20 protein-coding genes are annotated in these 21,737 nt (G+C 72.6%); 17 read left to right on the top strand and 3 right to left on the bottom strand.

From position 1 onward, the window contains the following. Positions 1-61: 61 nt before the first annotated feature. The 3 genes from ACZ4EF_RS21170 to ACZ4EF_RS21160 are packed head-to-tail and all read right to left on the bottom strand — an operon-like array spanning position 62 to position 1,759. The gene (locus ACZ4EF_RS21170; RefSeq protein WP_467506037.1) at positions 62-451 is read right to left on the bottom strand and encodes a VOC family protein; all 390 of its coding nucleotides are present in this window, start codon (positions 449-451) and stop codon (positions 62-64) included. Then, positions 424-606, bottom strand: coding sequence for a hypothetical protein (locus ACZ4EF_RS21165; RefSeq protein ID WP_467506005.1), 183 nt, complete (start codon positions 604-606; stop codon positions 424-426). Before ACZ4EF_RS21165 ends, ACZ4EF_RS21170 begins: the two co-directional genes overlap by 28 nt. After that, complete coding sequence (locus ACZ4EF_RS21160) at positions 599-1,759, bottom strand: MBL fold metallo-hydrolase (RefSeq protein ID WP_467506003.1); 1,161 nt, start codon at positions 1,757-1,759, stop codon at positions 599-601. Before ACZ4EF_RS21160 ends, ACZ4EF_RS21165 begins: the two co-directional genes overlap by 8 nt. Before the next feature lie 192 nt (positions 1,760-1,951). Here ACZ4EF_RS21160 and ACZ4EF_RS21155 point away from each other — a divergent pair, with 192 nt between their 5' ends. The 17 genes from ACZ4EF_RS21155 to ACZ4EF_RS21075 all read left to right on the top strand — a co-directional run bounded on the left by ACZ4EF_RS21155 (position 1,952) and on the right by ACZ4EF_RS21075 (position 21,647). Then, complete coding sequence (locus ACZ4EF_RS21155) at positions 1,952-3,196, top strand: MFS transporter (protein ID WP_467506001.1); 1,245 nt, start codon at positions 1,952-1,954, stop codon at positions 3,194-3,196. Between the two features lie 6 nt (positions 3,197-3,202). Beyond that, positions 3,203-4,240: an LLM class F420-dependent oxidoreductase gene (locus ACZ4EF_RS21150; RefSeq protein ID WP_467350778.1), complete on the top strand. Its 1,038-nt coding sequence runs from the start codon at positions 3,203-3,205 to the stop codon at positions 4,238-4,240. 129 nt (positions 4,241-4,369) lie between these two features. Then, positions 4,370-5,392, top strand: a complete 1,023-nt coding sequence (locus ACZ4EF_RS21145; RefSeq protein ID WP_467505999.1) for a DUF2889 domain-containing protein — start codon at positions 4,370-4,372, stop codon at positions 5,390-5,392. Beyond that, a complete protein-coding gene (locus ACZ4EF_RS21140) occupies positions 5,392-6,513 on the top strand; it encodes an acyl-CoA dehydrogenase family protein (RefSeq protein ID WP_467505997.1) in 1,122 nt (373 codons plus the stop codon). Before ACZ4EF_RS21145 ends, ACZ4EF_RS21140 begins: the two co-directional genes overlap by 1 nt. A 114-nt stretch (positions 6,514-6,627) precedes the next feature. After that, positions 6,628-7,770: an acyl-CoA dehydrogenase family protein gene (locus tag ACZ4EF_RS21135; RefSeq protein ID WP_467505995.1), complete on the top strand. Its 1,143-nt coding sequence runs from the start codon at positions 6,628-6,630 to the stop codon at positions 7,768-7,770. After that, a complete protein-coding gene (locus ACZ4EF_RS21130; RefSeq protein ID WP_467505993.1) occupies positions 7,767-8,960 on the top strand; it encodes a thiolase family protein in 1,194 nt (397 codons plus the stop codon). The genes ACZ4EF_RS21135 and ACZ4EF_RS21130 overlap by 4 nt, the downstream gene beginning before the upstream one ends. Before the next feature lie 141 nt (positions 8,961-9,101). After that, entirely contained in the window at positions 9,102-10,322 is a 1,221-nt protein-coding gene (locus ACZ4EF_RS21125; protein ID WP_467505991.1) for a CaiB/BaiF CoA transferase family protein, read from the top strand. Between the two features lie 65 nt (positions 10,323-10,387). After that, the gene (locus tag ACZ4EF_RS21120; RefSeq protein ID WP_467350767.1) at positions 10,388-11,320 is read left to right on the top strand and encodes an SDR family oxidoreductase; all 933 of its coding nucleotides are present in this window, start codon (positions 10,388-10,390) and stop codon (positions 11,318-11,320) included. Between the two features lies 1 nt (position 11,321). Further along, positions 11,322-12,179, top strand: a complete 858-nt coding sequence (locus ACZ4EF_RS21115; protein ID WP_467350766.1) for a MaoC family dehydratase — start codon at positions 11,322-11,324, stop codon at positions 12,177-12,179. Next, positions 12,176-12,598, top strand: coding sequence for a Zn-ribbon domain-containing OB-fold protein (locus ACZ4EF_RS21110; RefSeq protein WP_467350764.1), 423 nt, complete (start codon positions 12,176-12,178; stop codon positions 12,596-12,598). Before ACZ4EF_RS21115 ends, ACZ4EF_RS21110 begins: the two co-directional genes overlap by 4 nt. Then, on the top strand, positions 12,595-13,731 hold the full coding sequence (locus ACZ4EF_RS21105) for a thiolase C-terminal domain-containing protein (RefSeq protein ID WP_467505988.1): 1,137 nt from the start codon (positions 12,595-12,597) through the stop codon (positions 13,729-13,731). The genes ACZ4EF_RS21110 and ACZ4EF_RS21105 overlap by 4 nt, the downstream gene beginning before the upstream one ends. 74 nt (positions 13,732-13,805) lie before the next feature. Further along, positions 13,806-14,630 (top strand): enoyl-CoA hydratase/isomerase family protein, encoded by an 825-nt coding sequence (locus tag ACZ4EF_RS21100; protein WP_467350762.1) that lies wholly within the window; start codon positions 13,806-13,808, stop codon positions 14,628-14,630. Between the two features lie 109 nt (positions 14,631-14,739). Next, positions 14,740-15,051: a hypothetical protein gene (locus tag ACZ4EF_RS21095; RefSeq protein ID WP_467350760.1), complete on the top strand. Its 312-nt coding sequence runs from the start codon at positions 14,740-14,742 to the stop codon at positions 15,049-15,051. Between the two features lie 24 nt (positions 15,052-15,075). Further along, positions 15,076-16,572: a class I adenylate-forming enzyme family protein gene (locus tag ACZ4EF_RS21090; protein WP_467505985.1), complete on the top strand. Its 1,497-nt coding sequence runs from the start codon at positions 15,076-15,078 to the stop codon at positions 16,570-16,572. A gap of 67 nt (positions 16,573-16,639) precedes the next feature. Continuing rightward, positions 16,640-16,939: a hypothetical protein gene (locus tag ACZ4EF_RS21085; protein ID WP_467505983.1), complete on the top strand. Its 300-nt coding sequence runs from the start codon at positions 16,640-16,642 to the stop codon at positions 16,937-16,939. Positions 16,940-17,397: 458 nt separating this feature from the next. Next, the gene (locus ACZ4EF_RS21080; protein ID WP_467506035.1) at positions 17,398-18,402 is read left to right on the top strand and encodes a LacI family DNA-binding transcriptional regulator; all 1,005 of its coding nucleotides are present in this window, start codon (positions 17,398-17,400) and stop codon (positions 18,400-18,402) included. Between the two features lie 137 nt (positions 18,403-18,539). After that, entirely contained in the window at positions 18,540-21,647 is a 3,108-nt protein-coding gene (locus ACZ4EF_RS21075; RefSeq protein WP_467505981.1) for an alpha-mannosidase, read from the top strand. Positions 21,648-21,737 lie beyond the last annotated feature (90 nt).

Below are 21,737 nucleotides of genomic sequence, written 5' to 3'. Positions count from 1 at the left end.
TCGGGCGTCGGCGCCGCAGGCGGGGTGAGGTCAACTACCCCACGCCGCGCGGCTGTTGCCGCTACCGCTTTCGCTGGGCCCACTCCAGCCGCAGCCCGTGCGTGCTCGCCGGATCGGTCCAGGCACGACCGCCCTCGCGGTCCAGGACCCCCAGATTCTCCCGCTCCAGCGTCCGCAGGGTGGCGTCGAGGTCGTCGACCGTCAGGCATATCGAGTGCAGCCGCTCGCCGTGGGCGTCGAGCGCGGCGGCGTAGCGGCTGCGCGGGTCCCGCGGTGCGACCAGGCGGATGACGACGTCGCCTATGCGCAGATCGACGGTGGTCTCCTGGTCCGGGTCGCCCGCGGGGCCGCCGTGGACGGGGACCGCCGCGATCAGGGACGCGAGGTGATCGGCGGCCTCGCGCGCGTCGCGTACCGTCACCGTCAGCCAGCCGACGGCGGCGACGTCCACCAACGGCCGCGGGATCCCGGGCAGGGCGCCGCCGTCGCGTGGGTCGTCGGGCGGGCGCCCAGGAGGTTCCCGAGCCAGCCGGCCAGGTGCGCGTCCGCGTCGCAGGCGATGGCGAGCCGGTGGAAGTAGCCCGGTGTGACGGCGAGTTCAGTCATCGGCGGCGCTCCCCGAGACGTCCCAGTCGTCTCCGCCGTCCTGGCTGTCTCCGCCGTCCCAGCCGTCTGCGCCGTCCTCGTCGCCGAGGGGCCGCAGCGCGTACCACGCGTCGACGTCCGCGCCCCGGTTGACGACCAGCCCCCGGTGCTGGAGATGGAGCAGATGGGCGTACGCCTCGCCGATCGCCGAGCGGCGGATGATGCCGAGCGTCTGCGACCACGGGCGGCTCCAGGTCAGCCGCCGCGCGACCGCGACCGTACTGGCCCCCGCCTCCACGTCGAGCGCGCGCAGCACCTCGCGCAGGCGTGCCTCGTGGTGGAGCCGGAGCTGTCGCACGCGTTCGTGGAGGCCGGCGAAGCGGTACTCGTGCGCCGGCAGCACCTCCTGGACGTCGAAAGCGGTGAGGAGTTCGAGCGAGTCCAGGTACTCGCCGAGCGTGTCGCTGTGCACCGAGGGCGACGGGCTGATGTTCGGCGTGATCCGCGGCAGTACGTGATCCCCCGTCAGCAGCAGGTCCCGGTCGCCGTCGTGGAAGCAGAGATGGCCGGGGGTGTGGCCGGGCGTCCACACCGCCGTCAGATCGAGACCGTCGATGGGGCGCGACCGGTCCTCGATCAGCACGTCGGGCGCGGGCAGCCGCTCCGGCAGCAGGTCGTCGCGCGGCGGCGGCCCGGTGAGGTGCGGCTCGTCGTCGGGCCCGCCGCCGCGGCGCAGCAGCCAGGCGGAGTTGGCCCTGCGATAGCTGCCCGGATCCGCGTACGTACCGGTCAACCGGGCGTCGGCCTCGTGCATGCCGATCCACGCGCCGGACGCCTCGCGGAGCCTGCGGGCCAGCCCGAAGTGGTCGGCGTGGCCATGGGTGATGAGGATCGCCCGCACGTCCTTCACGTCCCAGCCCGTCCGCCGGAGCCCGGACACCAGCCCGTCCCAGCCCAGTTCGGTCGGCCAGCCGGTGTCGACGACCGCCACGCCGCCGCGGATCTCGTAGACATAGGACAGGACATAGCGCAGCGGGTTGTCGGGGAACGGCGTGGGCACCGACCACAGACCGCGGCCGACCTGTTCGACCGGTGGCAGCACCCGGTCCTGCCACGCCTGATGCTGCAACTTCCCGGTGACGACGATCTCGGGCGGATCGGCGGACGGTGTCATACGCGGCTCCTCGCGGACGGCGGTGCGGGCGTGGCGGAACGCGGGGAAGGCCCCGAAGCGGGCATCCCGGCGGTCCGTTGACTTCGCTCCAGGTGGCTGTCACCATCTGGCGAGCATAATACCGTAATGCTTACGGTATGGCGCGCCGTTCGGTGGTGCGCCATGACCGCACCTGCGACCCGGGCGGGGGAGATGACCACGACGCGACAGGCACCGTCCGACCGCATGCTCACACCCGGCTTCGTGGGGCTGCTCGCGGCGGCCATGTGCTTCTTCTTCGCCTTCGGGATGACCATCCCGATTCTTCCCCTCTTCGTCCGGGACCGCCTGCACGGCTCGGACCTGGTCGTGGGCGTCGTGATCGGCATCGTCGCCCTGTCGTCCGTCCTCATCCGGCCCTGGGTGGCCTCGCGCACCGCCACGTGGGGCTCCCCGCGTCTGGTCCTGATCGCGGGACTGATCGGTGCCGCGGCCTTCGCCTGCTACGGCATCGCGGGCGACAACGCGCAACTGTGCGGTCTGCGCCTGGTGACCGGCGCCGCGCAGGCGACACTCCTCGTCTCCGCCATCACCAAGGTGACCGCCGAGGCGCCCCCCGAGCGCCGCGGCGAGGCCATCAGCTACTTCTCGGTGGCCCCCTACCTCGGCATCGGACTCGGCCCGGTGCTCGGCCAGCCGCTCCATGAACACCTGGGCTTCCGGGCGACGTTCGCCATCGCCGGGCTGGTCGCGCTGGCCGGGGCGGTCCCGATCCTGTTCGTCCCGAACACCCGCGTGCCGGGCCCGTCCGCCGTCACGCGCAGACGCCTCCTGCACAAGGCTGCTCTCTGGCCCGGCGCCGTCCTCTCGCTGGGGACGGTGGGTTCGGTCGCCATGAGTGCCTTCCTGCCGCTGTTCGTCGCCGACCTCGGAGCCGCGGGCAGCCAGTGGATCTTCCTGCTGTACGCGGCCGTCGTCCTGCTGGTGCGCGTCGTCGGCGGCCGGGTGCCCGACACCATGGGCCCGGCCAGGACCGGCTGGATCTCCACCGGGCTGATCACCCTGGGCATGGCCGGAATCGCCGCGACCCCCTCGGTCGTCGGGATCTATCTCAGCGTGATCCCGGTCGGCGTCGGCATCGCCCTCCAGTACCCGGGACTGCTCGCGCTGACCGTGAACCGTGTGCCGGAGGAGGAGCGGCCCAAGGCGGTTTCGACCTTCACGATGTTCTTCGACATCTCCACCGGACTCGGCGGTCTCCTCGTCGGCGGTGTCGTCGCCGTCGGCGGCAACCGCAGCGCCTTCGCGGCCTGCGCCGTCTGCTCGCTGCTCGCCCTGCTGTTCCTGCGCTTGTTCGTCCTGCCCCGGCCGGCCCACCGGGGGCGGCGCACGCCACCCCCGGGACCACCTCCCGGACCGGCGCGTGAGAGCGCCGGACACCCGGCGATCGAGGAGTGAGCACTCATGGACCTGTCCGTCACGCTCGACTACACCCAGGACGTCGTCGCCCGGCTCCCGGAGATCCGCGACCTGGAGGCCGCGGGCATCGACGCCCTGTGGGTGCAGGAGGGCTACAGCTTCGACGCGGTGTCGGCGATCGGATTCCTCGCCGCGCACACCACCCGGGTCAGGCTGGGAACCGCGATCCTCAACGTCTTCAGCCGCAGCCCCGCGCTGCTCGCGATGACCGCCGCGGGCTGCGACCACCTCAGCGGCGGCCGGTTCGCCCTCGGGCTCGGCGCCTCGGGACCGCAGGTGGTCGAGGGCTTCCACGGCGTCGAGTACCGCAAGCCGGTGGCCAGGATCCGCGAGACCATCGAGGTCTGCCGGACGGTGTGGCGACGCGAGCCGCTGACGTACCGGGGGAGCAGTGTGACGGTCCCGTTGCCTCCGGACCGGGGGACGGGACAGGGCAAGCCGCTCAAGCTCGTCAACCGCCCCGACCGGCCGGACATCCCGGTGTACTGGGCGGCCCTCGGTGATCGGTCGGTGGCGGGCGCGGCCGAGGCGGCCGATGGCTGGCTGCCGTTCTTCTTCGTACCGGAACGCGCCGACCGCGCGTTCGGCGAGGCGCTGCGCGCCGGCACACGGCGGCGCGCCGCGGGACTCGGACCGCTCGACGTGGTCGCCTCGGTGGACGTCGCGATCGGCGAGAAGCTGGACGCCGAGGAACTGCTCCGCCCGGCCCGCGCGCACATCGCGCTCTACGTCGGCGGCATGGGTTCAAGAACCTCGAACTTCTACAACACCCTGGCCCGCCGCATGGGTTGGGAACAGGAGGCGGAGCGCGTTCAGCGCTCCTTCCTGGCGGGCGAGCGCGCGCGGGCCGCCGCCGCGGTGCCGACCGAGTGGCTGACACTCGGCAACCTCGTCGGCCCGCGGGGGTGGGTCGCCGAGCGCCTCGCGGCCTTCGCCGAGGCCGGGGTGACGACGCTGGACGTCAACGTCGTGGGCGGCGCGGGGCCGGTGGAGACCGTCGAGATCCTGCGCCGGCTGATGTGAACGTCGGTCGACCGGCGGACCGTTGTCGACGTCAGGCTTCCCATGTAGCATACCGAAAGCAATTCGGTATCTCTGTCCATAAGGATCGAGAGGGCGCGCGGGACCGGCCCTGGACGGTGGTGGAACACGGTGGAACCGACCTCGAACGCCTCTCGGACGCCGACCGCGTCCACCGTCCGCGACGTGGCCGTACGGCTGCCGGCCCGCCGCCCCTCGTCGGTGCGGCGCACCACGGACCTGCGGATCGTGCCGCCGACCGGATGGGACGGCGACCTGGAGGTGACGGGCTCCGCGCGGGACGCCGCCGTCGACGCGGCGGGCGCCCTGACCGCCACCGCGACCGCCCGGGTACGCGCCGTCCTGGACACCTCCTCGGCCGTACGGAGCCTGACCGCCGATCTGCCACCGGCCGCCGTGCACGCTGTCGCCGACGCTCTCGTGGGTCACCGGGCCACGAGCGGATTCCGCGCCCGGCTCCGTGCCCTGGCCCCCGGCGACCTCGCCCCGGACTCCCTGCACGCTGCGCTGCTCGACGACCTGCCGACCGTCAGGCTGATCGCCGGGTACGGCCGCATGATCGAGACCGACCTCAGGCCGGGACCGCCGCCCGCCGGCACTCTGGACGTCTGCCGGGGATGGGCGTCCGGCGGGACCGCGGACCGTGTCGCCCGGTCCGGCGCGAAGCTGCTCGGCCCGGCCCCGGCGGCCCCCGGCCTGCGCTCACTGCTGGACGCCCCCGCCGACTTCCACCGGGAGACGGCGTCGCCGCCCAGCTCCCTGCGCAGGCGGCGCGTCCTGGAGGTCGCCCGACGCGGCCACCGCTACGACATCTACGCCTACTTCAGGGACAGCCACACGGACGCCGCGGGCCGCGAGGGATCGCTGCACGAGTACGAGGTACGCGCCGAAGCCACCGTCGGTGAGCTGACGCTGCGTTCGATCGACGTACGGCCGCGCGCCCTGCCCTTTCCCGAGTGTCCGCTGGCCGCGGCCAACGCGGGGGCGCTGCTGCACACATCCCTGCTCGACATCGACGCCTCGGTCAAGGACCGGCTCGCCGGTACCCGGGGCTGCACCCACCTGACCGACGTCCTGCGCTTCCTGCGATTCGTGAAGCCGCTCGCCGACCGCCTGCCACGAGGTGAGAACTGATGGAGCAACTGCTGCGAGAACTCGACTCCTTCCTGGAGGCCGAGGCGCCCCGATTCCGGGAGCGGTGGTCGGGCCGCACCGACACGTGGGAGGCCCGCTGCGACTGGCAGCGCACCATGGCCGCCGGTCGGTGGGCCGCGCCCGCCTGGAGTCAGGAGCACGGCGGCCGGGGCGCCGGGGTCGCGGAGGTGCTGGCCATCGAGGAGGCGACCGCGGAACGCGGCCTTCCCGTGCTCCCCGGGATGCTGGGCCTGAAGAACGTGGGACCCACCCTCGCGGTCTGGGGGACGGCGGAGCAGAAGAAGCACCTGCCGCGCATTCTGACCACGGACGACGTGTGGTGCCAGGGCTTCAGCGAGCCCGGCGCGGGCTCCGATCTGGCGGGACTGCGCACGCGCGCCGAGCGCGACGGGGACGACTTCGTCGTCAACGGGCAGAAGGTCTGGACGTCCAACGGCATGCACGCCACCCACATGGAACTGCTGGTCCGCACCGATCCGGCCGCGCCGAAGCACCAGGGCATCTCCGCGCTCCTGGTCGCCATGGACACCCCGGGGATCGAGGTACGGCCGATCCGGCAGATCAACGGGGAGGCCGAATTCGCCGAGGTCTTCTTCACCGACGTCCGCGTGCCCGTTACCGCCCTGCTCGGGCCGCTGGACGCCGGATGGCGGGTCACCAGGACGACCCTGGGCCACGAGCGGTCCGGTGTCGCCATCTTCACCGCCCGGTTCGAGCGGCAGGTGCGCGAGCTGATCGCCGAGACGGTGAAGGAGGGCAGGGCCGCGACCCTGCCGCCCGCACTGGTCGACCGCTTGGCCGGGCTCTACGCCGAGGCCCGCGTGCTGGCGATGCTCAGCCGCCAGATGATGTCCCGCCTGGAGGCCGGCCAGGACCCCGGCCCCGAACAGTCGGTCATCAAGCTGGCGTGGAGCGAGGCGCTCCAACGGCTGGCGGCCCTCCGGTTCGAGATCGGCGGTCCCGACAGCGCCGCCGCCGAGGACGGCGTCGACGCCGGGATCGAGTACCTCACGTCCCGGTCGGCGACCATCGCCGCCGGTACCTCGCAGATCGTCCGCAACATCCTGGCCGAACGCGTCCTCGGCCTGCCGCGTAACTGAGCGCGAGCCCGTGCCTGAGCCCGCACCCGAACCCGCACCCGAACCCGTGCCTGAGCCCGCACCCGAACCCGTGTCCGGAGCCGTGCCCGGTTTCCGTGCGTCGAGCCCCGGCGCGTGACCGAGTCCGAGCCGCCGACCGCCCCGGAGGAGCCCATGTCCACCACCACCCATGAAGAGCGCGAGGAGTTCCGCCGTGTGGTCCGCGGCTTCCTCGACCAGTGGTCGACCGAGGCAGACGTGCGGCGGCTGATGGCCGACACCGTCGGCCACGACCCCGCGATCTGGCAGCGCCTGACCGCGGAACTCGGCCTGCCCGCCGTGCTGATCCCGGACGCCGAGGGAGGCCAGGGGCTGGCCCCCGCGGAAATGGCCGTCGTGCTGGAGGAGTGCGGACGCTCGCTGCTGTGCGCACCCGTCCTCGGCAGCGCCGCCGTCGCCACCACGGCGCTGCTGCGCTGCACCGACCCCGCACCGACCGGGCCCCTGCTGGCCGCGCTCGCGGCGGGCGCGGTCGGCACGCTCGCCCATGAGGACGTCCCCGGCCACCCGGCGACCGGCTCGGAGTCCGCCGACGGCTGGCGGCTGAACGGCGCCAGGACCCGCGTACTGGACGCGCACATCGCCGACTGGCTGCTCGTCCCCGTGACGGCCGACGGCAGGGTCCGGCTCTTCGCCGTCGAGGCCGCGCGGACACCTGTCACGACCACGCCGCTGACCGTACTCGACCTGACGCGTCGGCAGTTCCGTGTCGACTTCGCCGACGCTCCCGCCCTGCTGCTCGACGACGACTTCGCGCATGGCCTGGCGGGCACCCTGGACGTCGCCGCGATCATGGCGTCGGCGGAACTCCTCGGAGCCGCGGGCCGATGCCTGGAGATCGGCGTCGCGTACGCCCTGGAGCGAGAGCAGTTCGGCAAGCCGATCGGCAGCTTCCAGGCGGTCAAGCACCTGCTGGCCGACTCACTCGCGGCCGTGGAGCAGATGCGGGCGGCGGTGAGCGCGGCGGCGCGGTGCGCGGCGCCCGACGGCGACCCGGCGGAACTGCGGGAGACCGCCTCGGTGGTCAAGAGCTACTGCTCGCAGGCGGCGCCCCGGATCGCCGAGACACTGGTGCAGGTGCTCGGTGGCATCGGCTTCACCTGGGAGCATCCGGCCCACCTCTATCTTCGGCGCGTCAAGAGCCTGGAAGTGATGTACGGCGGTGCGGGCGAGCATCGCGCCCGGCTGGCCCGCTGCCTGGACCTGGTGACGGCGTGACGGGACGCGAAGCGGTGATCGTGGGGGCGGTCCGCAGCCCCTTGGTGCGGGGCCGGGCCGACGGCGCCTTTTCCGCCCTCCACCCGGTCGAGTTGCTGGCCCAGGTGCTCCGCGGTCTGGTCGACCGGGCCGGCGTCGATCCCGCCGAGGTCGACGACGTGATCGGCGGGTGCGTGACCCAGATCGGCGAGCAGAGCACGAACATCACCCGCAGCGCCGTACTGGCCGCCGGTTTCCCCGAATCCGTCCCCGCCACGACGGTCGACCGGCAGTGCGGTTCGAGCCAGCAGGCCGTCGCCTTCGCCGCGCAGGGCATCGCCTCGGGCGCCTACGACCTGGCCATCGCCTGCGGGGTCGAGTCGATGAGCCGGGTGCCGATGACCAGCAACGCGGCAGGCGCGGACCCGTACGGGCCGACGGTCGCCGACCGGTACGGCGGCCTGGTGCCGCAGGGTGTCTCCGCGGAGCTGGTCGCCGCCGAGTGGGACCTCGGCCGGAGCGCTCTGGACGAATTCGCCGCCCGCTCGCACCGGTTGGCGGCCGAGGCGCGGGCGGCGGGCCACCTCGGGCGGAGCATCGTGCCGATCACCGTCGCGGACGGCGCGGAACCGGTCACCGCCGACAACGGCATCCGTACCGACACCGACCTGGACCGACTGGCCGCGCTGCGGCCCGCGTTCACCGACGACCGGTACGCCGTACGTTTTCCGCAGATCGACTGGCGTGTGACGGCGGGCAATTCGTCGCAGATCAGCGACGGCGCCGGGGCCGTGCTGCTGGCCGACCGGGAGACGGCGCGGCGGCTCGGCCTGCGCCCGCGGGCCCGCTTCCTGTCCTCGGCAGTCGTCGGCGACGACCCGGTCATGATGCTGACGGCCGTCGTCCCGGCCACCGCCAAGGCGCTGCGCGGCGCCGGTCTCGGCATCGGCGACATCGACGCCTTCGAGGTGAACGAAGCCTTCGCCAGCGTGCCGCTGGCCTGGCTCGCCGAGACCGGCGCCGACCCGCGCCGGGTCAATCCGCACGGCGGCGCCATCGCCCTCGGCCACCCGCTCGGCGCGTCGGGCGCCCGACTGCTCACCACACTGCTCGACGTGCTGGAGATCGGCGGCGGACGCTACGGCCTCCAGACCATGTGCGAGGCGGGCGGTCTGGCCAACGCCACGGTCGTGGAACGGCTGGACGTGTGATGTTCCCGCCTGACGCAAAGGCTTGCCGAGCCATATAGATATCTATACCGTAAGCATTACGGTGGGGTTGTTGAGCCATCCGACGTCCAGTCGTACGACGTTCAGCCGTACGACTCCGCCAGCGGCAGGGAGATGAGGGACATGGCAGGCGTTCTGCAAGGAGTCCGCGTCGTCGAGATCGCGTCGTGGACCTTCGTCCCGTCCACCGGCGCGGTACTCGCCGACTGGGGGGCCGACGTCATCAAGGTCGAGGACGTACGGGGCGGCGACCCCGGCCGGAGCCTGGTCATCTCCGGGCTCACACGGGACAACGCCAAGGCCGACCGCGACTTCATGATGGAGATCGGCAACCGCGGCAAGCGCAGCATCGGCATCGACCTGCGCACCGACAAGGGCCGCGAAATACTGGCCCGGCTGGTGGCGTCCGCCGACGTGTTCCTCACCAACTGGCTGCCCGACGCCCGCCGTCGGCTGAAGATCGACGTGGACGACATCCGCGCCGTCAACCCCGACGTCATCTACGCACGTGGCTCCGGCCACGGCCCGCGGGGCCCGCAGGCCCACCAGGGCGGATTCGACGCGGCCAGCTACATGGCCCGCGGCGGCGTCGCCTTCGCGCTGACACCCCCCGAGAACGACCGGCCGATCGCGCAGACCCCCGCCTTCGGCGACCTGCCCAGCGGCATGACCCTGGCGGGCGGCATCGCGGCGGCGCTCTACCGCAGGCTGGCCACCGGCGTCCCCAGCGTCGTCGACGTCTCGCTGCTCGCCCAGGCGGTGTGGACGATGAGCCCCGACATCATGGCCGCCGAGTTCTTCGGGGTCGAGCGCACCGCGATGACCGACTCCAGCAGGTCGCCCAACCCGGTGGTGCAGAAGTACCGCACCAGCGACGGGCGTTGGCTCCAGCTCGTCTTCCTCCAACCCGACCGCTACTGGGCGCCCTTCGTCCGCCGCGTCGGCCGCCCGGAGTTGGCGCAGGACGAGCGGTTCACCCCGGCGACCCGCCTCGTCGCCAACACCGACCAGGCGACCGCCGAACTGAACGCGCTCTTCGCGGAGCACGACCTCGAGCACTGGACGAAGGTGCTCGCCGACGAGGACGGCGTGTGGGCCGTCGTCGCGTCGCCGCGCGATGTGCTCAGCGACCCCCAGGCGGTGGCGAACCACTACTTCATCGACAACGTCGACGAGGCCGGCGTCGAGTACAAGATGGCCGGCAGCCCCGTCCAGTTCGACCAGGCGCCGCCCGCGCCCGCCCGCTCGCCCGAGTACGGCGAGCACACCGAGGAGATCCTGCTGGAGTTCGGCTACGGCTGGGCGGAGATCTCCGAGGCCAAGGACTCCGGAGTCGTGCTGTGAGCGACCGCGACGCCGCGGCTGCGCCCGCGCGGTCCGCCGGAGCAGCTACCGAAAGGAAACCAGGAATGGCACAGTCACACGGTCCGCTGACCGGCCGGGTGGTCGTCGTCACCGGCGGCGGCCGCGGCATCGGCCGCGAACACGCCCTGGCGTTCGCCCGCGCCGGAGCCAGCGTGGTCGTCAACGACCTCGGCGGCACTGGGGACGGCAACGGATCCTCGACGGGACCCGCGCAGGAGGTCGCCGACCTCATCCGCTCCGAGGGCGGCGCCGCCGTGGCCAACGGCGACGACGTCTCCGACGAGCAGGGCGCGGAACACATCGTCGCCCAGGCCGTCGAGGAGTTCGGCGCACTCCACGTCCTGGTGAACAACGCGGGCATCCTGCGTGACAAGACGCTGCTCAACATGAGTTTCGAGGACTGGGACAGCGTCGTCAAAGTCCACCTGCGCGGCACCTTCGCCATGACCCAGGCCGCGGGACGGCTCTGGCGCGACCAGTCCAAGGCGGGCGAGCAGGTCACCGCCCGCGTCATCAACACCTCGTCGGGCAGCGGTCTGTTCGGCAACTTCGGGCAGGCCAACTACGGCGCCGCGAAGGGCGGCATCGCCAGCCTCACCGTCATCGCGGCCATGGAACTGGCCCGCTACGGCGTGACGGTCAACGCCATCGCCCCGGTCGCCAAGACCCGGCTCACCGCCACCGCCGGTATGCCGCTCGACATCGACGAGGGCTTCGACCCGCTGGCACCGCAGCACATCTCCCCGTTCGTGGTGTGGCTCGGCAGCGAGCGGTCGTCCGCCGTGACCGGCCGGGTGTTCAGCGTGGTCGGCGGCTATGTCGGCGTCGCCGAGGGCTGGCGCATCGGCCCGTCCCTCCAGGTCGACGGACCCCTGACCTTCGACGCGATCGACGAGCGGTTCCCGGCCGTCTTCGGCAAGGCCGCGGGGAACTTCAGCGTCTTCGACTCCCATCCGTACGGTCCGAAGCGGAGCTGACATGGCGCTCGACCTCTCCATCCTCGGCAGTGCGACCGAGCCCCACCCGGTGCGGTGGACCTCGGCGCAGGCGCTGCTCTACGCCGTCGGAGTCGGCGCGGGCAGCGACGACCCGGCCGCCGAACTCGCCTTCACGACCGAGAACACCCAGGGCGTCCCGCAGGCAGTGCTGCCCACCTTCCCCGTCGTCCTCGGCCACGACGCGCCGCGACTGTCCTACGGCGACATCGACATGACCCGCCTGGTGCACGCCTTCCAGTCCGTCGAACTGACCGGCGCTCTGGCCCCCGAGGGCAGCGGCCTGTACTCCTCCACGGTGACCGGCGTCCACGACAAGGGCAGCGGCGCCCTGGTCACCACCGAGTCGTTGCTCACCGATCCCGACGGCAGGCCCCTGGCCCGGATGTCGACCGGCGCGTTCCTGCGCGGCGAGGGCGGGTTCGGCGGTGACCGGGGTCCGAGCACCCCCTGGGCGGCGCCGGACCGCGAACCCGACGCGGTGGTGGAGCAGCGCACGGCGCCCTGGCAGGCGCTGCTCTACCGGCTGTCGGGCGACCGCAATCCGCTGCACTCCGACCCGAAGTTCGCCGTCGCCGGCGGCTTTCCGCGGCCGATCCTGCACGGCCTGTGCACGTACGGCTTCGTCGGCCGCGCGATCCTGCGCACGGCCGCCGGATCGGACCCCGGCCGCTTCCGTTCCCTGCACGCCAGATTCAGCGCGCCGGTGATGCCGGGCGACACCCTCACCACCTCGCTGTGGATCGACCACGGCGAGGTCCTCTTCACCACCCGCACCCAGGACGGCACGCCCGTGCTCTCGCAGGGCCGCGCCGTGGTCGAGCCGGAGCGTGCCCGATGAGCGAACGATTCGTCCCCGTGCCGACACCGGAGACCAGCACCTACTGGGACAAGGCCGCCGAGGGCGAGCTGTGGCTGCCCGAGTGCGCGTCCTGCGGCGAGTTCTTCTTCTACCCGCGTGCCTTCTGCCCGCGCTGCGCCTCCGACGAGGTCGGGTGGACCAAGGCGTCGGGCCGGGGCGTCGTCGAATCCTTCGTCATCAACCACCGGCCCGCGCCCGGCTACGAGGACGAGGGGCCGTACGCCATCGCCTTCGTCAGGCTCGATGAGGGCCCCCGGCTGACGGCGAATCTCCTGGACATCCCGCAGACCCCGGAGCACATCCGCGTCGGTCTGCCGGTCGAGGTGGTCTTCGAAAAACGCGGGGACCTCGCCCTGCCGCAATTCCGGCCCAGCGCCGAGGAAGGGGCTCGCTCGTGACGAGCACGGTCGTCATCGCGGGGGCAGCCGAGTCGGACCGGATCGGCGTCGTACCCGACCAGTCCGCGATCAGCCTGGCCGCCGAGTCGGCACGCGGCGCACTCGCCCAGTGCGGGCTCACCCCCGCCGACGTCGACGGGGTGGCGACCACCCTGCCGCCGGTGGACTTCGCCCACTACCTGGGCGTCACGCCCGGCTGGCTGGACGGCACCATGGTGGGCGGCTGCTCCTACATGCTGCACGTACGGCACGCCGTGGCCGCCATCCGCTCCGGCGCCGCCTCGGTGGTCGTCGTCGCCCACGGCGAGTCCGGCAGGTCCCGGGTCGGCGCACCCGACTGGAGCCCCAACCCGTCCAGCGCGGTCGGCCAGTTCGAGCAGCCGTACGGGGTGTCCGGCACCTTCTCCTGGTTCACCCTCCCGGCCATGGCCTACCTGCACAAGTACGGGCTCGGCCACGAGGCGCTGGCGGCGGCGCCGGTGGCCCAGTCGGCCTGGGCCGTCCAGAATCCCCGCGCCCTGCGGAACAAGCCGCTGGACACCGACGCGGTGCTCGGCTCGCGGCTGATCGCGTGGCCGTTCCACGTACTGGAATGCTGCCCGCTCACCGACGGCGGCGGCTCGCTCGTGCTCATGTCCGCCGAGCGCGCCGCCGACCTCCCGACGCGGTACCGGCCGGTGACCGTCCTGGGCTCCGGCGAGTCGGGCGAGGGACCCGGGCCCTCCACCATGGAGGACCTCACCACCTTCGCCGGATTCCGCGAGTCATCGGCCGCGGCCCTGCGGGAAGCCGGGCTGACCACCGACGACATCGACCATCTGATGGTGTATGACGCCTACGCGCACGTTCCGCTCTACGGCCTGGAGGACCTGGGCTTCGTCGGCCGCGGCGAGGCCGTTCCCTTCCTGGAGAGCGGTGCCACCAGGCCCGGCGGCACCCTGCCGATGAACACCAACGGCGGCGGCCTGCTGTACACGCACACCGGCATGTACGGGATGTTCGCCATCCAGGAGGCCGTCCGCCAGCTCCGCGGCGACGCGGCCGCGCAGGTCGAAGGCGTCAGGACGTCGCTGGTGCAGGGCATCGGCGGCATGTTCAGCGCCGCGGGCGCCCTCGTACTGGGCAACTCCTGAGCCCGACGACCGCCCCCATCGTCATCCGACCCCGCCCTTCGCACACGGCGAGGGCCCACCGTTAGGCGGACACCATGCTCGACGACTTCGCCGAGGCCGGTCTGGACTTCACGGTCGCCGACGGCATCGCCTGGATCACCATGAACCGGCCGCACCTGCGCAACGCGGTGCACCATCCGCTGCGCGACGCCCTGATCGCCGCCATCGCCGAGGTCCGTGACGACCCGGAGATCCGCGCGGCCGTCATCACCGGGGCCGGCCGGGCCTTCTGTTCGGGAGCGGATCTCACGCAGCGGGAGCACATCGAGATCGCGCCCGATCGCCGCCGCGGATCGCAGGCCAACATCGCCCGCGAGGATGGCCTGCGCTATGGCTGGTGGCGGCTGATCCGCGACCTGCGGGAGAACGAGAAACCCTTCGTCGCCGCGGTGAACGGGGCCGCCTACGGCTTCGGCTGCAACTTCGCGCTGGCGTGCGACCTCGTGATCGCCGCCGAGTCGGCACGCTTCAGCGAAGTGTTCGTCAAGCGCGGATTGCCGGTCGAGGCCGCGGGCGCCTATCTGCTCGCCCGGTCGGTGAGCCCGGTACGCGCCAAGGAGATGGCCCTGCTCGGTGAGCCGGTCACCGGCAGCCAGGCCGAGCAGTGGGGCCTGGCCAACCGCTGTGTGCCCGACGAGGAACTGACCGCGGTCGCGGGGGACTTCGCACGCCGGCTGGCCGAGGGCCCGACGGTGGGCCTCGGCCACATCAAGGGCCAGCTCAACGACGCCTACGACGGCACCTTCGACCAGGCGTGGAAGAACGAGGTGACCTTCCTCGGACTGGGTATCGGAGACGACGGTCAGGAGGCCATGGCCTCGTTCCAGGAGCGCAGGGCGCCCCGGTTCAGGGGCCGTTGAGCAGGGGACTCCGCGTCGTCCGGAGATATGGACAAGCTTACGGTAGTTGATACTATAAGGATGGCGGCGGGTGCCGCCCCAGTCGCCCGCAGCACAGAAAGCAGTGACGATGGCAGATCTCGCAGTGGGAACACATCTGCACAGCGCCGTTGGCCCGGTCGAGGTCATCGTGGTGCGAGGACCGTCGAAGACCATCGACGTCCTGCACGCCGGAGCGCCGTTGCTCGGCCCCGACGAACCGGCGCCCGGGAACACCGCGGGCCATGAGGCGGCGGGCCCGGCCACGCTGCTCGGCAAGCGGTATGTGCACGAGGAGACGGGGCTCGAACTGCTCTGCGTGAAGCCGGGTCCCGGCGCGCTGTCGGTCGACGGCGAACCGCTCCCGGTCAAGGCCGCCAAGCAGCTTCCCGCCTCGGACTAGTCGGACTAGCGAAGGACGTCTGTTGTGAACCTCCTGACCCTGCTGGACATGGTCGCCGAGGGCCACGGCGACCGCCTGGCCCTCGGCACCCCGGGCGCCGGTCTGACCGGCGCCGCGCTGCGCGACCAGGCGTACACCGGCGCGGCCTTCGTGCGGTCCCACGAGGTCGACACCGTCGTCTTCATGGGCGAGAACGGCCCGGCCTTCCCGCTGGCCCTGTTCGCCGCCGCCGCGGCGGGTGTGCCGATGCTTCCGCTCAACTACCGCCTGGCGCCAGAGCAGTTGCACCACGCTGTGGCCCAACAGGGCCGCACCCTGCTGATCGCCGACGACACGGCACTGGCCCGGCCGGACAATGTCGTACGCTCCCTCGGCCTGCGCGAATGGCTCGCGGTGTGCGCCGCGACGCCCGCGGTGACCGAGGCCCCCGTCCAGCCCTCGGCGGACGACGTGGCCATCCTCCTGCTGACGAGCGGAACGACCGCCGCGGCCAAGAGCGCCGTGCTCCGGCACCGGAACCTCACCGCGTACGTGCTGGGCAGCGTCGAATTCGGCGGCAGCGGTGCGGACGAGGCCGTACTGGTCAGCGTGCCCCCCTACCACATCGCCGCGGTGGCCAACCTGCTGTCCAACCTCTACTCCGGGCGGCGTGTGGTCTACCTGGAGCACTTCGCCGCCGGGACCTGGCTGAAGACCGTCACCGCCGAGCGCGTCACACACGCCATGGTCGTGCCGACCATGCTGGCCCGCATCGTGGACGAGATGGAGCGCGGCGGCCCCGCACCCTCCACCCTGCGGTCACTGTCCTACGGCGGCGCCCGGCTGCCGCTGACCGTGCTGGAGCGGGCACTGTCGCTGCTGCCCGACACCGGATTCGTCAATGCCTACGGCCTGACCGAGACGTCGTCCTCGGTGGCCGTCCTCGGGCCCGAGGACCACCGGGCCGCCCTGACCAGCGACGACACCGAGGTCAGGGCGCGACTGGGCTCCGTCGGCCGCCCGCTGCCGTCGGTGACCATCCAGATCCGCGACGCCGAGGGACACCCCTGCCCGCCCGGCACCGTGGGCATGATCCACGTCAAGGGTGCCCAAGTGGCGGGGGAGTACCGGGAGACCGGCTCTCTCACCGACGGCGACGGCTGGTTCGCCACCCGCGACGAGGGCCATCTCGACACCGGCGGCTACCTGTTCGTCCGCGGCCGGGCCGACGACACCATCATCCGGGGCGGCGAGAACATCGCCCCCGCCGAGATCGAGGCCGTGCTCCAGCGCCACCCGGAGATCGCCGACGCCGCCGTGGTCGGCATCGCGGACGAGGAATGGGGCCACCGCATCGGCGCGTTCCTCGTCCTCACCGAAGGCGCGACGGTCACCGAGGACGAGATACGCGCCTTCGTCCGCCGCCGGTTGCGCTCGTCCAGGACACCCGACGAGGTCCACTTCCTCGACGAACTGCCGCACACACCGACCGGCAAGGTGCTGCGCCGCGAACTCCTCTCCCGCGTCACGCAGTCCGCCTAGCCGCCGGTCCGGCGCCCGGAGCCGGGACCTCAGGACCCGTCCGGTCCCGGGTGCGCGCGACGATCGGGTGACCACGAGCAGCGCCGCCGTGCCCCTGGCGGCGAGCCGTACGCGGAGCGTGCCGTCCGGGTCCGGGGTGACCGGTTCGCTGTTCTCGCCGAGGCAGGAGCAGCGCAGCGCGGTGGTGTACGGCGGTGTCAGGGAGACGGCGGCTGCCACCGGTTGGTCGGCGAAGGACCGGAGGCGGATCAGGAACGCGTCGGGCTGCTCGAAGGATTGCTGGCTGGGGAAGTTGGTGTCCCAGATGTTGTCGTGGACCCCGAAGTACAGCTTCCCCGGCTCCTGGCCGGGCACCGACGGCGGGTAGGGCACGTCCGGGACGGCGATGTTGCCGTGCTGGAGGAGCGGCGCGTCATGGCTGGCCCAGCCCACGGCGGTGTCGCCCCGCGCGAGCGTGACCCAGCGCCGGATCGCCCGCGTGCGCGGTCGGCTCGGCCTTCCTGCACGACGGCGCGGTCGTCAACGACGGCCCGACCGTACCGCCGGAAGGCCGCACCGACGTGCTGACCCACCACGGCGCCCGCTGGATGACCGGGTGTCCCGGCGGGCCCTGATCGCGGCCTACCTGCGGTCGGCGGGACGCGACCTGGACATACGGGATATCGCCGCCGCTGCCCGCGGCCCGGCCGGCCGGAGCCGGGCTGTTCGGCGCGGCGCGGTACGCGGCCGAGGTTCCGGAAGACAACGATGCCTCTATTCTCTAGTCAACGAGCCGAGAGGGAGACCACCGTGGCCGGCGCGCCGCTCACCACCGCACCACCGACCATGAAACAGGTCGCCACCCTCGCCGAGGCCAGCGCGATGACCGTGTCCCGCGTCCTGCGCGGCGACACCGGGGTGTCGGCGGACAGACGCGCACGCGTCGAGGCCGCGGTACGGCAACTCGGTCACCGGCCCAACGCTCTGGCCCGCAACTTCCGGCACGGACAGGGCACCGGCACCATCGGCCTGATCGTCACGTACCTCGCCAACCCCTTCTGCGCCCGGCTCGCGCTCGGCATCGAGGCCGCGGTCGCCGAGGAGGGACTGCGGGTGATGATCACCAACACGGCCGGTGACGCGGGCCGCGAGCGCGACGCCGTCCGGGACTTCTCCGCGCGCCGGGTCGACGGCGTGATCCTCGTCCCGGCGGGGGCCGACCAGGCGTATCTGGCCGAGGAGTTGCCCACCTCCCCGCCCGTGGTCACCGTCGCCCGGCCCCCGGCCGGATTCGAGGCGGACAGCGTCCTGGTCGACGACTTCGGCGGCGCGTACGCGGCGACCAGCCGACTGCTGGCGGCAGGACACCGCAGGATCGGCTTCCTCGGCAACCCGCCGTCGGTGTACACCGGTTCCGAGCGCTACCGCGGCTACAGCGCGGCCCTCCACAAGGCGGGCATCGACCCCGACGACGCCCTGGTCAAGCGCGGCCGGGAGGATCTCGCCTCCGCCGAGGCGGCTGCCGCCGAATTGCTCGCGCTGCCCGAGCCGCCCACCGCGCTGTTCTGCGCCAACAACCACAACACCCAGGGCGCCTACCGGGCGTTGCGGCACCACGGCGCCGGCGCGACGCTCGCGGGGTTCGACGGCTTCGACCTCGCCGACGTGCTCAGCGTGCCCGTGCTGGTGGTGGACCACGACCCCGACGAGATCGGGCGCCGCGCCGCCCAGTTGCTCGGCGAGCGCCTGGACCGCCAGGGCGCCGGAGCGCTGCCGCCGCGCCGGGTCGTGGTGCGCACCACGATCATCGCCCACGGGGAGGACCGCGGCCCGGACCGGGACGTGTCCTAGCCGCGCGCCGCGGACAACGCGCCCCGGAAGCAACCGCGTTGTCCGTCCGGAGCCTCGCGGTCCACGAGCCCCGCCTCCACCGCGCCACGCCTGTCAGCCATTCGACCCGGCCGCCCACCACACCCCGGAGCCCGTACATGCACGACGACCGCAGCCTCATCGAGTCCCGCCTGGAACGCGTCCTCAACGAGCGCGTCCGCCCCGCGGTGTACGGGGAGCGGGTGCCGCTGACCGTCGGCATCTGGGACGCGCCCGACGAGCCGGTCCCGGTGGCCGAAGGCATCGCCGCGGCCCGCAGGCCGATCGCGCCCGGCGAGCCGTGGGGTCCGCCGTGGGGAACGAGCTGGCTCACCGTCAGCGGTACCGTGCCCGAGGAGTGGGCGGGCCGCACCGTCGAGGCGCTGCTGGACCTCGGCTTCGAGCGGGACACCCCCGGCTTCCAGTGCGAGGGCCTCGTCTACCGGCCGGACGGCACCCCGGTGAAGGGCCTCAACCCGCGCAATCAGTGGGTGCGCGTCGGCGACCCCGTCACCGGCGGCGAGCGGATCCTGCTGCACGTCGAGGCCGCCTCCAACCCGATCGTGCTGGACAACCCGCCCTTCCGCCCGACCGCCTTGGGCGACAAGGCGACGGCGGGCCGCGCGCCGCAGTACGTCCTGGGCCCGATGGACCTGGCCGTGCTGGACCGCACGGTCTGGGAGCTCGTGCAGGACCTCGAAGTGCTGGGCGAGCTGATGCCGGAGCTGCCCGCCGGCTCGGCCCGCCGCTGGGACATCCTGCGCGCGGTGGAACGGGCGCTCGACGCGATCGACCTCCAGGACGTCGGCGGCACCGCCGACTCGGCCCGAGCCCTGCTGGCCGACGTGCTGGCCGCGCCCGCGCACGCCTCGGCCCACCGGATCAGCGCGGTGGGCCACGCGCACATCGACTCCGCGTGGCTGTGGCCGCTGCGCGAGACCGTCCGCAAGGTGGCCCGGACCACCGCGAACATGACGGCCCTGATCGAGGACGAGCCCGACTTCGTCTACACCATGTCCCAGGCGCAGCAGTACGCCTGGATCAAGGAGCACCGCCCCGAGGTCTACGCCCGGGTCCGACAGGCCGTCGCCGACGGGCGGTTCGTGCCCACCGGCGGAATGTGGGTCGAGTCGGACACGAACATGCCCGGCTCCGAGACGATGGCCCGTCAGTTCGTGCACGGCAAGAGGTTCTTCCTGGACGAGTTCGGCATCGAGAGCGACGAGGTGTGGCTGCCGGACACCTTCGGCTTCGCGGCCGGGCTGCCGCAGATCATCCGGGCGTCCGGGTCGAGTTCGCTGCTGACCCAGAAGATCTCCTGGAGCCGCACCAACTCCTTCCCGCACCACACCTTCGCCTGGGAGGGCATCGACGGCAGCCGGGTCTTCACGCACTTCCCGCCGATGGACACCTACAACGCGGGCCTGGAAGGCCGCGAAGTCGCTCATGCCGCACGCAACTTCAGGGAGAAGGGCATGGCCGGGCGGTCGCTGGCGCCGACCGGGCTGGGCGACGGCGGCGGTGGCACGACCCGCGAGATGATCGCCAAGGCCGCCCGGCTGCGCGACCTGGAGGGTTCGGCCCGGGTGGAGTGGGAGTCCCCGGCGGAGTTCTTCGCCAAGGCCCGCGCCGAGTACCCCGAACCGCCTGTCTGGGTCGGGGAGTTGTACCTCGAATTGCACCGCGGCACGTTGACCAGCCAGGCCGGCACCAAGCAGGGCAACCGCCGCAGCGAGCACCTGCTGCGCGAGGCGGAGCTGTGGTCCGCGACCGCCGCCGTACGGGCCGGACTGCCCTACCCGTACGAGGAGTTGGACCGGATCTGGAAGACGGTGCTGCTGCACCAGTTCCACGACATCCTGCCCGGCTCGTCCATCGCGTGGGTGCACCGCGAGGCCGAGGCGACGTACGCCGCCCTCGCGGTGGAGCTGCGGTCGATCATCGACGCCGCCCAACTCGCCCTGGCCGGTGGGCCGTCGCGGGAGGGGGGCGAGGAGGGGGAGGGGGACCAGGAGGGAGAGGGGGCCCTGGTCTTCAACGCGGCCCCGCACGCCCGCGGCGGTGTCCCGGCAGGGGGCGCCGCGCCCGTCGCCGACACCGGCGTCGACGGGACGGTCACTACTTCGGCCCGCCCCCGCGGCGGCCACGTACTGGACAACGGCCTGCTGCGGGTCGAGATCGACGACCGCGGCCTGGTGGTGTCGGTCCACGACCTCGCCGCGGACCGCGAGACCCTCGCCGAGGGACGCCCGGCCAACCTGCTCCAACTCCACCCCGATTTCCCCACCATGTGGGACGCCTGGGACGTGGACGCGTACTACCGCAACACCGTCACCGACCTGACCGCCGCCGACCGCGTCGAGGTGGCCGCCGCGACGGCCCACGCCGTCACCGTCCGGGTCGAGCGCTCGTTCGGCCACTCGCGCGCCGTGCAGGACCTCACCCTCACTGCCGGGCACAAGCGCCTGGACGTCTCCACCGAGGTCGACTGGCGCGAGACGGAGAAGTTCCTGAAGGTGGCCTTCCCGCTGGACGTCCACGCCGACCGCTACGCGGCCGAGACCCAGTTCGGCCACGTCTACCGGCCCACCCACACCAACACCAGTTGGGACGCCGCCCGTTTCGAGGCGTGCAACCACCGATTCCTGCACCTCGCGGAGCCCGGCTGGGGCGTGGCCCTGGTCACCGACTCCACCTACGGCCACGACGTCACCCGCTCCACAAGCGGCAGCGCCCCCGGCGCCGCCGTCACCGTGCGCCTGTCCCTGCTGCGCGCACCCCGTTTCCCCGACCCGCGGACGGACCAGGGCGTGCACCGCTTCCGCTACGCCCTGCTTCCCGGCGCGTCCATCGGCGACGCCGTCCGCGAGGGGTACGCCATCCACCTGCCCGAGCGCCGCGTGCCCGGCGCCGCCGCGGTCGAACCGCTGGCGACGGTCGGCCACGAGGGCGTCGTCGTCAGCGCCGTGAAGCTCGCCGACGACGCGAGCGGCGACATCGTCGTACGTCTCTACGAAGCCATCGGCGCCCGGACCCGCACCACCCTCACCCCCGGCTTCGCCCTCCACACCGCCACCCCCTGCGACTTGCTGGAACGCCCCCTGACCGACCAGCCGCCCGCCGAGATCCGCGACGGCGCCGTGGACCTGCGCCTGCGACCGTTCGAGATCGTCACGCTGCGCCTGACCCCCTCGACGGACACCGCGCCGCCCCTGGCCGAGCACTGACCCGCCCGTCGTCGGCACCGCCCGCTGTCGGCTTGCGCTTTACGCCGCGTCAACTTCTACGGTCGTCCATGTGGCCGGAACGACCGGCCG

This window comes from Streptomyces sp. NPDC025721 (assembly GCF_055558595.1).
The sequence above is the reverse complement of the archived record's forward strand: the minus strand, read 5'-3'. Positions and strand labels throughout refer to the sequence as shown.

Excerpts from the sequence above, each read along its gene's own strand:
- ACZ4EF_RS21165 (WP_467506005.1), bottom strand. The coding sequence starts at position 606 with ATGACTGAACTCGCCGTCACACCGGGCTACTTCCACCGGCTCGCCATC.
- ACZ4EF_RS21160 (WP_467506003.1), bottom strand. The coding sequence starts at position 1,759 with ATGACACCGTCCGCCGATCCGCCCGAGATCGTCGTCACCGGGAAGTTG.
- ACZ4EF_RS21155 (WP_467506001.1), top strand. The coding sequence starts at position 1,952 with ATGACCACGACGCGACAGGCACCGTCCGACCGCATGCTCACACCCGGC.
- ACZ4EF_RS21150 (WP_467350778.1), top strand. The coding sequence starts at position 3,203 with ATGGACCTGTCCGTCACGCTCGACTACACCCAGGACGTCGTCGCCCGG.
- ACZ4EF_RS21140 (WP_467505997.1), top strand. The coding sequence starts at position 5,392 with ATGGAGCAACTGCTGCGAGAACTCGACTCCTTCCTGGAGGCCGAGGCG.
- ACZ4EF_RS21125 (WP_467505991.1), top strand. The coding sequence starts at position 9,102 with ATGGCAGGCGTTCTGCAAGGAGTCCGCGTCGTCGAGATCGCGTCGTGG.
- ACZ4EF_RS21120 (WP_467350767.1), top strand. The coding sequence starts at position 10,388 with ATGGCACAGTCACACGGTCCGCTGACCGGCCGGGTGGTCGTCGTCACC.
- ACZ4EF_RS21115 (WP_467350766.1), top strand. The coding sequence starts at position 11,322 with ATGGCGCTCGACCTCTCCATCCTCGGCAGTGCGACCGAGCCCCACCCG.
- ACZ4EF_RS21110 (WP_467350764.1), top strand. The coding sequence starts at position 12,176 with ATGAGCGAACGATTCGTCCCCGTGCCGACACCGGAGACCAGCACCTAC.
- ACZ4EF_RS21100 (WP_467350762.1), top strand. The coding sequence starts at position 13,806 with ATGCTCGACGACTTCGCCGAGGCCGGTCTGGACTTCACGGTCGCCGAC.
- ACZ4EF_RS21095 (WP_467350760.1), top strand. The coding sequence starts at position 14,740 with ATGGCAGATCTCGCAGTGGGAACACATCTGCACAGCGCCGTTGGCCCG.
- ACZ4EF_RS21080 (WP_467506035.1), top strand. The coding sequence starts at position 17,398 with ATGAAACAGGTCGCCACCCTCGCCGAGGCCAGCGCGATGACCGTGTCC.
- ACZ4EF_RS21075 (WP_467505981.1), top strand. The coding sequence starts at position 18,540 with ATGCACGACGACCGCAGCCTCATCGAGTCCCGCCTGGAACGCGTCCTC.